The organism is Lonsdalea britannica (genome assembly GCF_946477055.1).
GTDB classification, from domain to species: Bacteria; Pseudomonadota; Gammaproteobacteria; order Enterobacterales; family Enterobacteriaceae; genus Lonsdalea; species Lonsdalea britannica_A.
The window spans coordinates 1-12,666 of sequence record NZ_CAMKXG010000087.1; the positions used below are offsets into that span (position 1 = coordinate 1).

Genomic DNA, 12,666 nt, shown 5'->3' on the forward strand with positions numbered 1-12,666 from the left:
GAAGGCAGCATTTGCACCATCGCGATACGATGCAGCAAGGTCAGCGTTTCCACCAACAGCGTTTCCCAATCCACGCCTCGTGCGGCCGCTTGTTGCAGCAAGGCCATCACCTGTGCGCTGTCGGCTTTCACCAGCGCCTCTATCAACGCCAGCGGCTGTTCGTCGTCCAGCGTTCCCAGCATCTGACTGACCGTTTCGGTCGTGACCTGCCCCTGACCGATAGCGATAGCCTGGTCGGCCAGAGAGAGCGCATCGCGCAGACTGCCTTCCGCCGCACGCGCCAGCAGCTGCAATGCACGCGCCTCGGCGGGCAGTTGCTCTTCCTGCAAGACGTGCTGCAGGTGGGCGCGAATTTGCTCTGCATCCAACGCTTTGAGATGGAACTGCAAGCAACGCGACAGAATCGTGACCGGGAGCTTTTGGGGATCGGTGGTAGCCAGCAAGAATTTGACGTGCGACGGCGGCTCTTCCAGCGTTTTAAGCAGCGCATTGAAGCTGTGGCGGGAAAGCATGTGCACTTCATCGATGAGGTACACCTTGAAGCGGCCGCGTGCCGGCGCGTACTGCACGTTATCCAGCAGGTCGCGGGTGTCTTCGACTTTAGTGCGGGAAGCGGCGTCGATCTCGATCAGATCGACAAAACGGCCCTGCTCGATCTCGAGGCAGTTCTCGCATTTACCGCAGGGCGTTGCCGTGATGCCGGCCTCACAGTTCAGTCCTTTCGCCAGCAGACGCGCGATAGTGGTCTTCCCCACCCCGCGGGTACCGGAAAACAGATAGGCATGGTGGATTCGGCCTAGCGAAAGACCATTAGCCAGCGCGGTCAGAACATGTTCCTGACCAACGACATCGGCAAAGGTTTGAGGGCGCCACTTACGGGCAAGAACCTGATAGCTCATCAATACCGCAACAGTTGAGTTATTGAGGTGGTGATGCTAACACAGTCTCGCCGCCATCGGCGAGACTGTTGTGCTTAATGACCGGGGAAGTCGACCAGGCTGAAACACTGTACGCCCATGGCTTCGAGGCGCTGCTGACCACCGAGGTCAAACAGGTTGATGACAAAGGCAGCATCGGTCACTTCGCCGCCTAAACGACGGATCAGTTTTACCGTCGCTTCGACTGTTCCGCCGGTTGCCAGCAGATCGTCGATCACCAGCACTTTATCGCCGGCAGTAATGGAGTCTTCGTGGATTTCCAGCGTGTCGGTGCCGTATTCCAGTTCATAGCTTTCGCTCAACGTTTTACGCGGCAATTTTCCGGGCTTGCGCACCGGGACGAAGCCTACGTTCATCGCCAGCGCCACCGGCGCACCGAACAGAAAGCCACGCGCTTCGGTTCCAACGACTTTGGTGATGCCAGCATGACGATAACGCTCTGCCAGGAGGGAAATGCTGGCCGCGTAGGCCTGCGGATTTTCCAACAGGCTCGTGACGTCACGGAACAGTATGCCCGGCTTTGGGTAGTCGGGAACGCTCTTGATACTGTTTTTAATTAATTCTGGCTGTGTTACGGTCATAATCCTGTGCCTGATAAAACAATCTGTTCAGTGAATAACGGACGCCCGCTGTAGCTCTGGCGGCCATCACGCATCCTGCGCCGGGAAAGGAATAGAGGCGGGACGCGCACGAAAACGCTCAAATCTAGTCAAACTGACTGACAAATGCAACAGCCCTGCATCCGGTCGCCTACTTTTATTGCTCCCGATCAACCACCGGCAGACGCCACATGAAGATCAGCAGGCAGGCCATTATCGCCAGTAAGACTCCCCTGACCCACGGAATATGGACCATCCATATCGAGACGGCGAAGGTGGCGACGATCACCACAACCGCTTTAACCTTGACGCCCGGCGGTAAAGCCCGGTGTTGTTGCCAATGCCGCAAATAACCGCCGAACCACGAACGGTGCAACAGCCAGTAGTGAAAACGCGGCGACGATCGGGCAAAACACCAGGCAGCCAGCAGCAGAAACGGCGTGGTGGGCAAAAGCGGCAATACGACGCCCAGCGTCGCCAACACGACGGCAAGCCACCCCAGCACGATCAAAACCACACGATACATACACCATACTCCCGCTGTTAGACGCCGCCAAACGCTGCCCGCACATAGTAACGGGTATCACGCTGATTTGACCATCGCGGAACAGGATCGCAAATGACAACAAAGGCGGTATCATGGCGTCATATTTCATCCACCGTTGTTTTGTGCTTATTCCATGTTTGATCGCGCGATTCTCACCCCCATTGACCAATTCTTGACGGCGCAAACGCCTGATGAGTGGGTTATCGAGGCGCAAAAAGCCGATAATCTACCGACGATATTACGCGACCACGCGCTGTGCGAACTGAAAGCGGCGCAAAATGCGGCGCACCTCCTGCGGCGCTACGCCGTGGATGAGCCCGGCCAGCGACAGCTAATGGACTGGCTCACGCCCTATGAAAACTTCGCTTATCACCACCGGGGCGAATTCGCTGAGCTGGAAACTAAAAGCCCGGTGTCCAAGCAGATAGGTATTCGACCCGGCTGCCGCTATGGTCAGGATATGATCGATAAAATGGTGCTACTGATAAAAGAAGAGCTGCACCATTTTCATCAGGTGCTGGAAATCATGACGTCATTGGGCATCGTTTATCAGCGACTGCCTGCCAGCCGCTATGCAAAAGGTATGCTTCAGCATGTCATCACCCATGAACCGAATACGCTGGTCGACAAGCTGATTATCGGCGCATTTATTGAGGCCCGCTCCTGCGAGCGTTTTGCTAAACTGGCCCCGTATCTGGAAACGCAGTTACAGAAATTCTATCTCTCCCTGCTGAGATCTGAGGCCCGCCACTATCAAGACTATCTTGCGCTGGCCCGGCAGATTGCCGATCGGGATATTTCACCCAGGATTGCGTTCTTTGCCGAAGTCGAGGCCGAGCTGATCGTCTCGCCTGATGACGATTTTAAATTTCATAGCGGCAAGCCCCGTCTTTGACGGCGACCCGCCTCCGAATTTCACCTCTTGATGACTGAGGCAACCGAATGAGTACCTCTACGCTGCTGCAAGCGCTAGACCATCAGATCGCCAGCCTGGCCGAGCAGATAGCGCCGGTGATAGGGATGACCACCGCCCGTTCCCGCTTTGATCGGCAGCTGTTCGGCTGTTATGGCACACGTTTCGGCGACTATCTGGCCGAAGTGAAGCAAAATCACCAGCACCTGCAGCAATATGTCGCCGAGAATCGCACCGACCGGGTGGCCTTTATGGCCGAGAAACTGCTGGCTCAGATAACCGCGCTGCAGCGTGAACTGGGGACCTGGAAAATGCGGCAGCAGAGCCCAGCAGCCCCACCGCCACCCGATCTTTACCACAAGCTGGCGGAGCATCAGGGCTACGAGCGGCGTTTGATCGCGATGATTCAGGATCGAGAAAGTTTACTTCTCAAGCAAACCGCCTTTGAAGAGCAACAGCGGTTACAGAAAGAGTTGGCGGCGCTGGAAGGCCGGCTGGCGCGGTGTCGTCAGGCGCTCACGCGTTTGGAGCGACAGATTGAAAGACGGGAACAAGGTTCCTAAAACTCGTTGCGCGCGGTGATATCTGCTATATCTACACGTTGATTCCGAGCGAACGGGAAGGTGAACCCACTATGTCACTGGAAAATGCAGCTCCCGAAGTCAAACTGGCAGTGGATCTCATCATGTTGTTTGAGACCAACCAGATTGAACCCGAGGTGGTGCTGGCCGCACTCGACATTGTACGTAAGGATTATCTGCACAAGTCCCAGGGACAGGGCGATCTCTCAACCGACTAGCGGTTGTTAGGCCGGAACAAACGTTTCAGACGTTTGTTCCGGCTATTCCCGCCGTCAAAAAATCACAGAGGCGATGGATTCTCCGGCAGCGGACGCGACACTTCCCTCACTTCCTTGCCCTGCTGGTTATGCAAATACACGTCCAACTGATTGAAGGCGATGTCGATATCATTTTCCCGACACAGGCGGTCAATCGCGCGGTTCAACTCATCCACGGTATAACTACGATCGCGCAGTTCGCGCACATACAGCCTCAGCTCATGATTGAGCGTGCTGGCGCCGAAGGTGAGGAAAAACACCTGCGGTTCCGGATCGGTCATCACACGGGCATTTTCGCGCGCGGCCTGCAACAAAACGGATTTCACCTTATCCAGATCCGACCCGTAGGCCACGCCAATACTGATGATGACGCGCGTAATGGTATCGGACAGCGACCAGTTGATTAGACGTTCCGTCACGAAGGCCTTGTTGGGGATGATCACCTCTTTTCGGTCAAAATCCGTTATCGTCGTCGCTCGAATTCTTATTTTGCTGACCGTTCCCGAAAACGTACCAATGGTAATCGTGTCGCCGATACGCACCGGTCGTTCGAAGAGAATGATCAGACCGGAGACGAAGTTGGCGAAGATCTCCTGCAAACCGAACCCAAGCCCGACGGACAACGCCGCGACCAGCCACTGGAGTTTGTCCCACGAGACGCCAAGCGAGCTGAGGGCGGTCACCGCGCCGACGGAGGTAATCAGGTAGGTCAATATCGTCGTGATGGCGTAAGACGTCCCCTGCCGCAGCTGCAGTCGGGAAAGTACCAGCACTTCCAACAGACCCGGCAAGTTGCGCGTCATCACGTAGGCAATCACAATCACCGCCAGCGACAGCAGCAGATTGCCGAGCGTGACCGCTTGCAGGACATTGCTGCCGCCCACGGACGCATTGTAGTGCCAGAGCGTGACGCTATCGAGATAGGAGAATACCGTTACCAGATCCGCCCAAATCCCATAAATGGCTCCGCAGAAGACCATCACCAGGACCATGGTGGTCAGACGCAATGACTGCTGGCTGATCTGTTCCAGCGCCAGCGGCGCTTCAGGCACCGGCTCGCTCCCTTCAGCCCCTTCCTTCACCATATTCTGCCGTCTGGCCAGCGCGCGGCGATAAGCCAGACGTCGCGCGGCGACGCTCAGACCGCGGATGGTGGCCATGTAGACCACATTCCAGATAATCAGCAGATACAGACTTTCAATCCAGCGCCCGGAAAGCCGCAGCGTCGTATAGAAGTAGCCGCTAAACATCAGCACGATCAAAAACGGCGGCATCAGCGCGATCGCGGTGATGACGATCAGACGCATCGTGTGACGATCCTTATCCCGCCAGCTGTCGCGGCAAAGCGGAAAGACCAACACGGACAGCAGTACCAAATTGAGGACGATCACCAGTTGCCCGATAACGTCGTCCACCAGATACAACGGTATCTGTTCGCCGATGACAGACCAAAAAATCAGCGGCAACAGCGCACAGCCCAGTCGTAGCGTCTGTCTGCGATAGTGAGCGCTTAATGAAGGCGCCAAATTGAAGTGCCGTTCGAACATTCCCTCGGGTTTCAATCCCTGCCAGGCCAGACCAAAGACGAGCCAGAACAGCGCCAGATCCTGGCTCAGCAGCCACGCGAATTCGCCGAGTTGCCCTCCCGAGCGTTCCAGCCATAGCCCCACGCACATAATCATCAGCGTGACGGGCAGCACCTTAATCAGCAGCAGCAGAATCGTTTGCGGTGTATGTAGCTGACTGTCTCGCTTAAGCTGCCCAACGTCTTTGGATAATTTGTCGAGATAGTGGTCGATAGATTGACGGCGCCAGAAGATCAGCCCCACTAACAGCATGGCCGGAACCACATAGAGCAAGGACCGTAAAGCCCCCTGAATCAGCTGTTCCGATTTAACCCCAATGTGGAGGCCATGCAGCTGCTGTTTGAGCGAAGAAGGGAATTCTTTTAACCAGCTCCAGCCCATCGGCTTGTTACTGTTCACCCAGAAGATCTGCTGAGTCAGCGTCCTTTGCAACGAAGCGTTCACGCTGCCAAGTTGCTGTCGGTTAATTTGCAGGTTGATCGCGAGCATCAGCTGGTTGCCGAGCTGCTTGTTCAACTGATCGAGCAGTTCCCGCCGCATGTCCAGAATCTGTTCCAGCGCATCCGTCACTTCGCTATCGGATGTCGCGTTACTGCGCGCCAGCAGCTTCTGGATATATTCATCGCCGCGAAACAGCTCATCACGCTGCTGGTTGATGTCGAACTGCTCCAGACGCAGGTCGGCGATCTGCGTGCTCATGTCGCTCAGCTCATCTGCCGAAGGCAGGTTTTGCTGTTGCTGATACAAAATACGCGACAGCAACAGGCTGCCTTTAAGAACGGTCACCTGCTCTTTCAGATTACGCTCCGACTGCGTGGCGCGATCCAACCAGTTTTTTACCTGAATGCTTTGCTGCACCAGCGTATTTCCGGCTTCGGTCGCAGCAATCAAACGTTGGCTGAGCTGGCGGTTGGTTTCCATTTCCGTTTTGACCAACGGATTTTCCTGAATGCGCTGCAGCTCGCCAGACGTCTGCGCCTCTTTGGCGGTTTTCTCCGACAAATTAAGGCGTTTGTGACTGACCACATTTTGCAGCGCCTGCACCATGCGTTCTTGCTGATTAATCTGGGCCGCCGTGTAATCACGCTGCTTTTGCAGCAGATCCTGCAGCGTGGTGTTCACTTCCAGACTTTTGCGCTGTTGCTCCATCTGGGCGCTCAGCAGAGCCTGTTCCGTCAGTAACAACGTTTGCTGACTCGGTCGCAACGTGGCCTGACCCGGCTCCAGTCCATTCAGCTGATTACGCAGCTGCTGACTGCGCTGAGAGGCCGTCAGCATGGCGCTCTGCACTCTTTCCGGCTGCGTCTGCAGCGAAATCAGCTGGCTATTGTAATTGGAGAGGTTTTCCTGCGCCGACTGTAGGCCAGCCAGCGTGTCATTCAACCGCGACTCCAGCTGTTTGATCGATAAGGATTCGAGAGAGGCGAGCGAAACGTCCGACGAGGTGGTCAACGCCGCCAAATCATCGCTGGTCTGCCGCAGCTTGGTCGGCGCTTGCGCCGCCTGGAGTTTCAGCTGTGCGGTTTCCTGCTTAACCCGTTCTATCGCATCAAGCACATCAAGCGTTTTGGTGTAGTCCTCGATAACCAGCTTATCGGCCGGAGACTGGCTTTTTTGTTTATTCAGCGTGTCTAGGCGATTTTGAATATCGCTGCGGGCCGGTAAATCATTGGTCACCGCCAACGCGGGCGCACACACGGCCAGCGCCAGACACAACACGCAGAGGTGTGCCGACAGATAACGCAGGGCGAAATCCGCCATGCGGGAAAGAGAGGAGTAGAAATGGCGAAAAATAGGGAACCTGAAACTCATGGCAATCATCGTTTAAGCGGAGATACGCCAAGTTTATCACGCCTCAGTCAGGCCGAGATATGTGAATCCATGGTGAAACGTAACGGTATTTACGTTCTGTAAACATTTTCCCGGTCAATGGACCCGACGCATGGCTGGGCTGAAACGCAACATATCAATGAGGCCATCAATCAAAAATGGCGCTTCGGTACTTAATTCGAAGCTTTCCGGCATAAACAACCAGTTTTCCATCACGCCGGAGAGGTAGGCTCGCAGAGCAATAGCCGCCCGGTGGGCATCCATATCCTCAGGTAACTTGCCGGAGAGAATGCAACGACTCAACAAAACATCCACTTTGTTGTAACAATCAAGGTGGATTTCTTTGCGTCCGTGGCAGGCCGACTGGATTTCACCAATAAACTCGCATTTATGAAATATAACTTCCATCATCGCGCGCCATTCGCCGTCGCACTCGATCTGCTTCAGCATATAAATAAGCACTTCGCGCATAACATGAAGTGGATCATCCGGAAATTTTGCATGATACTCAGTTTCAAAATCAGTCATTTTTGTTTCTGAACGCGCCCAAATCTCGTTGAACAGTTCAGTTTTGTTTTTGAAATGCCAGTAAATAGCACCTCGTGTTACACCCGCAGCGACCGCAATGTCACACAATGACGTCGCAGAGACACCGTGCTCGGAGAAGAGGCGCAGTGCCGTCTCCATAATGTGCTGGCGGGTTTCCTCAGCCTGTTTTTTGGTTTTTCGTGCCATAGCATTATTTTAACTGAAAGGTGCGATTTACATACATTCGTGTATGTATGTAACATAGCATGAACTGGATATTATCGCAGCAATGGGTTTGGGCTTGTTATCCATTGATCAATTCTCGAATCGGAATCTTGAGGTTTATTTTATGAATAAAAACAGAAGGCTTTTGCCTCTGGCGGCGGTGCTGATGCTTTCTGGCGGCTTAGTACTCACGGGATGTGATAATAAGGATGAGAGTCAAAGCAGTGCGGCAGGAAGCGCTCCGGCGGTTGATATTGTTACTATAAAAACAGAACCTCTGAATATCATCACCGAACTGCCGGGACGCACCAACTCTTTCCGTGTAGCAGAAGTCCGCCCTCAGGTCGGCGGCATCATTCTCAAGCGTAACTTCGTAGAAGGCGGCGACGTCGAGGCTGGCGTATCGCTGTACCAAATCGACCCGGCGCCGTATCAGGCTCAGCTCAACAGCGCGAAAGGAACGTTGGCGGAAGCGCAGGCTAACGCCGAAGTCGCACGTTTGACCGTCAACCGCTACAAACCGCTGCTGGGCACCAACTACATCAGCAAGCAGGATTACGATCAGGCCGTTGCGACTTCCCGTCAGGCTGACGCCACGGTTGTTTCCGGTAAAGCCGCCGTAGACTCTGCCAAAATCAACCTCGATTACACCAAAGTCACCGCGCCGATTTCCGGCCGTATTGGTAAGTCCACGGTCACCGAAGGCGCCTTGGTTTCCAGCGCTCAGACGACCGCGCTGACCACCATTCAACAGCTCGATCCCATTTATGTGGACGTCACTCAGTCCAGCAATGATTTTCTGCGACTCAAGAATGACCTGAAAAGTGGCACTATCCAGGCTGCTAACGGCAAAGCCAATGTCCGCCTGTTGCTGGAAAACGGGACCGAATACGATCAGCAGGGTACGCTGGAGTTCTCCGACGTGACCGTCGATGAAACCACCGGCTCCATCACACTGCGCGCCATCTTCCCGAACCCTTCTCACAACCTGCTGCCCGGGATGTTCGTCCGTGCGCGTCTGGATGCGGGCGTTAATCAGAACGCGATTCTGGTGCCTCAGGAAGGCGTCACCCGCACTCCGCGCGGCGATGCTTCCGCACTGGTCGTGGGTGAAGGGGATAAAGTTGAAGTCCGCTCGGTCACTACGGCTCAGGCCATTGGCGACAAGTGGGTGGTGACTTCAGGCATTAAACCCGGCGATCGCGTGATTGTCTCCGGCTTGCAAAAGATTAAACCCGGTATGGTGGTGACAGCTCAGGAAGTCAAATCGGACAACACTCAGCAGCCCCAAACCCAACCCGCCAAGTCTTAACAGGAGCCGGTAATCAATGGCTAAGTTTTTTATAGATCGCCCCATCTTCGCATGGGTCATTGCCATTATGGTGATGCTGACCGGGCTATTGGCGATAACGCAGTTGCCGGTAGCCCAGTATCCGAGCATTGCGCCGCCGTCCGTTGAAGTGACCGCCGCTTATCCGGGCGCAGACGCCAAAACGGTTCAGGATACGGTAACGCAGGTCATTGAACAGAACATGAGCGGCATCGATAATCTGCTGTACATGTCTTCGAACAGTGACTCATCGGGTAATGCTCAGATCACTTTAACCTTTGACTCCAAAGCTAACCCGGACATCGCGCAGGTACAGGTGCAAAACAAACTGCAGCTCGCCATGCCGTTGTTGCCGCAGGAAGTTCAGCAGCAAGGCGTCAGCGTACAGAAGTCCAGCAGCAGCTTTTTGATGGTGGTTGGTTTTATCAGCGATGATAAAAACACGACCCAACAGGATATTGCGGATTACGTCGGCTCCAGCGTCAAAGATCCCATCAGCCGCGTCACGGGCGTGGGTGATACTCAGCTGTTTGGCGCCCAGTACGCCATGCGTATCTGGCTTGACCCTAACAAACTGACCAATTATCAGATGACCACGTCAGACGTGGTTTCGGCGATTACGGTTCAAAATACGCAGATTGCCGCCGGTCAGTTAGGTGGGACGCCGCCAGTTCCGGGGCAAAAACTGAACTCGTCAATTATCGCCCAGACAAGACTCAACAATACCGAGCAGTTCGGCAACATCCTGATCCGCGTGAACCAGGACGGTTCGCAGGTTCGACTGAAAGACGTCGCCAGAATTGAACTGGGCGGTGAAGACTACAGCGTCGTGGCTCGTTATAACGGCCAACCGGCCTCCGGTCTCGGCATCAAACTGGCGACCGGCGCCAACGCGCTGGACACCGCCAATGCGGTTAAAGCCGAGTTGGCAAAACTGCAGGCGCAGTTCCCTGCGGGTTTGAAAGTGGTCTATCCATACGACACTACGCCGTTCGTTAAGATTTCTATTAACGAGGTGGTGAAAACGCTGATTGAAGCTATCGTGCTGGTGTTCCTGGTCATGTATCTGTTCCTGCAGAACTTCCGCGCGACGCTCATCCCGACCATCGCGGTTCCGGTGGTGCTGCTGGGGACGTTTGCCATCCTCTCGGCATTCGGCTACTCCATCAACACATTGACCATGTTCGCGATGGTATTGGCTATCGGTCTTCTGGTGGATGACGCCATCGTCGTTGTAGAAAACGTCGAACGTGTCATGGCGGAAGAAGGGCTATCGCCAAAAGAAGCAACGCGGAAATCCATGGGCCAGATTCAGGGCGCGCTGGTGGGGATCGCACTTGTGCTGTCCGCCGTGTTTGTACCCATGGCGTTCTCCGGCGGCTCAACCGGCGCCATCTACCGCCAGTTCTCCGTCACCATCGTATCGTCTATGGTGCTGTCCGTACTGGTGGCCTTGATCCTGACCCCTGCCCTGTGCGCCACCCTGCTTAAACCTATTGATAATCACGGTCACGGCAAAACCAAAGGCTTCTTCGGCTGGTTCAACCGCCTGTTCGAAAAGAGCACACATCACTACACCGACAGCGTCGCCAATATTCTGCGCAGCACCGGTCGCTATGTGGTGATTTACCTGCTTCTGGTCATTGGTCTCGGCCTGATGTTCATGCGTCTGCCCAGTTCGTTCCTGCCTCAGGAAGACCAGGGCGTGCTGCTCACCATGGTGCAGTTACCCGTCGGCTCCACGCAGGAAAGCACGCAGAAAGTGCTGGATAAGGTGGATGATTACTACCTGAATAATGAAAAGGACAACGTTAACTCCGTCTTTACCGTCAACGGCTTCGGATTCGCCGGACGCGGACAAAACATGGGGATCGCCTTCGCCAGCCTGAAAAACTGGGATGAGCGTAGCGGAGCGGAAAACAAGGTCGATGCTATCGCTGGCCGTGCTTACGCCGCCTTCTCTCAGATAAAAGAAGGGTTGGTTATTCCGTTTAACATTCCTGCCATCGTTGAACTGGGTACCGCCAGCGGATTTGACTTCCAGTTGGTCGACCAGGGCAACCTGGGCCATGACAAGCTGATGCAGGCCCGTAACCAGCTGTTGGGTATGGTCGCACAGCATTCGGATACATTGGTGAGCGTACGTCCGAACGGTATGGAAGATACGCCGCAATATCGTCTGGATATCGACCAGGAGAAAGCGCTGGCGCTGGGCGTCACGTTAGATGAAATCAACTCGACGCTGGCAACCGCGTTGGGCGGAAGCTACGTCAACGACTTCATCGACCGTGGTAGGGTGAAAAAAGTCTACGTCCAGGCAGATGCGAAGTTCCGTATGCTGCCCGGCGATATTCAGAACTGGTATGTGCGCGGCACTGCGGGCCAGATGGTTCCGTTCTCCGCCTTCGGTTCGGCCCACTGGGAGTATGGCTCTCCGCGCCTGGAACGCTATAACGGTTTACCCTCCATGGAGATTCTGGGGGAAGCCGCACCGGGTAAAAGTACCGGTGAAGCGATGGCCCTGATGGAAGAGCTGGCCTCGCAATTGCCTGAAGGGGTTAACTTCGACTGGACGGGGATGTCTTATCAGGAACGTCTGGCCGGAAATCAGGCGCCTGCGCTGATTGTCATTTCAGCTATCGTCGTCTTCCTCTGTCTTGCTGCACTGTACGAAAGCTGGTCAATCCCCTTCTCCGTCATGCTCGTCGTGCCACTGGGGATTCTGGGTGCGGTCGTCGCCGCCAGTATGCGCGGGTTGGAAAACGACGTGTACTTTAAGGTGGGGATGCTCACAACCATTGGGCTATCAGCCAAAAACGCCATCTTGATCGTCGAGTTTGCGAAAGACCTGATGGAAAAAGAAGGGAAAGGATTGGTAGAAGCAACGCTCGATGCTGTCAGAATGCGTTTGCGCCCCATTCTCATGACCTCTCTGGCCTTCATTCTGGGCGTTGTGCCGCTGGTGATCAGCTCTGGCGCTGGCTCCGGCGCGCAGAACGCGGTCGGTACAGGCGTCATGGGTGGGATGTTGACCGCCACCATTTTGGCTATCTACTTCGTGCCTGTCTTTTATGTCGTCGTCAGCCGACGCTTCAGTAAAAAGAAAAGCGCTGAGAATACGGAACATCAGCCAGACCAGCACTGATAGATTCTCTTCAGTCGATATAGGCCGCTTTTAGCGGCCTATTTTTTTGTCCCCTCCAGTCCCATTGATACAAGCCAGAGTTGATCGACGAATAAAAAAAGCGCAAAATAATGTTATGTTATAACATCAAACAAAGGCGTATTATGAAACCCAATATTCATCCTCACTACCGCACCGTGCTTTTCCA

The 12,666-nt window shown here is 54.7% G+C and carries 10 protein-coding genes; 5 read left to right on the plus strand and 5 right to left on the minus strand.

Annotated features, from left to right (window positions below; translation table 11 throughout):
* The 3 genes from dnaX to Q7O77_RS07970 form a co-directional block, all read right to left on the minus strand.
* Positions 1-899, minus strand: an 899-nt coding sequence (dnaX, locus tag Q7O77_RS07960; RefSeq protein WP_304165487.1) for a DNA polymerase III subunit gamma/tau, incomplete at its 3' end; no start/stop codon positions are given.
* A gap of 74 nt (positions 900-973) precedes the next feature.
* The gene (gene apt, locus Q7O77_RS07965) at positions 974-1,519 is read right to left on the minus strand and encodes an adenine phosphoribosyltransferase (RefSeq protein WP_026738858.1); all 546 of its coding nucleotides are present in this window, start codon (positions 1,517-1,519) and stop codon (positions 974-976) included.
* A gap of 175 nt (positions 1,520-1,694) precedes the next feature.
* Complete coding sequence (locus Q7O77_RS07970; RefSeq protein WP_085652959.1) at positions 1,695-2,063, minus strand: DUF454 family protein; 369 nt, start codon at positions 2,061-2,063, stop codon at positions 1,695-1,697.
* 154 nt (positions 2,064-2,217) lie between these two features.
* Here Q7O77_RS07970 and Q7O77_RS07975 point away from each other — a divergent pair, with 154 nt between their 5' ends.
* The 3 genes from Q7O77_RS07975 (at position 2,218) to rsmS (ending at position 3,796) form a co-directional block, all read left to right on the plus strand.
* Positions 2,218-2,979 (plus strand): tRNA-(ms[2]io[6]A)-hydroxylase, encoded by a 762-nt coding sequence (locus Q7O77_RS07975; RefSeq protein WP_304165491.1) that lies wholly within the window; start codon positions 2,218-2,220, stop codon positions 2,977-2,979.
* A 47-nt stretch (positions 2,980-3,026) separates the two neighbouring features.
* Positions 3,027-3,560 carry a primosomal replication protein gene (locus Q7O77_RS07980; protein WP_304165493.1) on the plus strand — a complete coding sequence of 178 codons (534 nt, stop codon included), beginning with the start codon at positions 3,027-3,029 and terminating at the stop codon, positions 3,558-3,560.
* 71 nt (positions 3,561-3,631) lie between these two features.
* On the plus strand, positions 3,632-3,796 hold the full coding sequence (gene rsmS, locus Q7O77_RS07985) for a pleiotropic regulatory protein RsmS (RefSeq protein ID WP_085652956.1): 165 nt from the start codon (positions 3,632-3,634) through the stop codon (positions 3,794-3,796).
* A gap of 62 nt (positions 3,797-3,858) precedes the next feature.
* Here the strand turns inward: rsmS and mscK are convergent, their stop codons facing one another.
* Positions 3,859-7,182: a mechanosensitive channel MscK gene (mscK, locus tag Q7O77_RS07990; protein ID WP_304165503.1), complete on the minus strand. Its 3,324-nt coding sequence runs from the start codon at positions 7,180-7,182 to the stop codon at positions 3,859-3,861.
* A 165-nt stretch (positions 7,183-7,347) separates the two neighbouring features.
* Positions 7,348-7,986: a multidrug efflux transporter transcriptional repressor AcrR gene (gene acrR, locus Q7O77_RS07995; RefSeq protein ID WP_304165495.1), complete on the minus strand. Its 639-nt coding sequence runs from the start codon at positions 7,984-7,986 to the stop codon at positions 7,348-7,350.
* Between the two features lie 142 nt (positions 7,987-8,128).
* On the opposite strand from acrR, the gene Q7O77_RS08000 reads away from it, so the two are divergent.
* Positions 8,129-9,316, plus strand: a complete 1,188-nt coding sequence (locus Q7O77_RS08000) for an efflux RND transporter periplasmic adaptor subunit (protein ID WP_304165497.1) — start codon at positions 8,129-8,131, stop codon at positions 9,314-9,316.
* Between the two features lie 16 nt (positions 9,317-9,332).
* Positions 9,333-12,479, plus strand: a complete 3,147-nt coding sequence (locus tag Q7O77_RS08005) for an efflux RND transporter permease subunit (protein ID WP_304165500.1) — start codon at positions 9,333-9,335, stop codon at positions 12,477-12,479.
* Positions 12,480-12,666 lie beyond the last annotated feature (187 nt).

What these genes read in the sequence shown, in the direction of transcription:
- apt (WP_026738858.1), bottom strand. Translation starts at nt 1,519, where the DNA reads ATGACCGTAACACAGCCAGAATTAATTAAAAACAGTATCAAGAGCGTT.
- Q7O77_RS07970 (WP_085652959.1), bottom strand. Translation starts at nt 2,063, where the DNA reads ATGTATCGTGTGGTTTTGATCGTGCTGGGGTGGCTTGCCGTCGTGTTG.
- Q7O77_RS07975 (WP_304165491.1), top strand. Translation starts at nt 2,218, where the DNA reads ATGTTTGATCGCGCGATTCTCACCCCCATTGACCAATTCTTGACGGCG.
- Q7O77_RS07980 (WP_304165493.1), top strand. Translation starts at nt 3,027, where the DNA reads ATGAGTACCTCTACGCTGCTGCAAGCGCTAGACCATCAGATCGCCAGC.
- rsmS (WP_085652956.1), top strand. Translation starts at nt 3,632, where the DNA reads ATGTCACTGGAAAATGCAGCTCCCGAAGTCAAACTGGCAGTGGATCTC.
- mscK (WP_304165503.1), bottom strand. Translation starts at nt 7,182, where the DNA reads ATGGCGGATTTCGCCCTGCGTTATCTGTCGGCACACCTCTGCGTGTTG.
- acrR (WP_304165495.1), bottom strand. Translation starts at nt 7,986, where the DNA reads ATGGCACGAAAAACCAAAAAACAGGCTGAGGAAACCCGCCAGCACATT.
- Q7O77_RS08000 (WP_304165497.1), top strand. Translation starts at nt 8,129, where the DNA reads ATGAATAAAAACAGAAGGCTTTTGCCTCTGGCGGCGGTGCTGATGCTT.
- Q7O77_RS08005 (WP_304165500.1), top strand. Translation starts at nt 9,333, where the DNA reads ATGGCTAAGTTTTTTATAGATCGCCCCATCTTCGCATGGGTCATTGCC.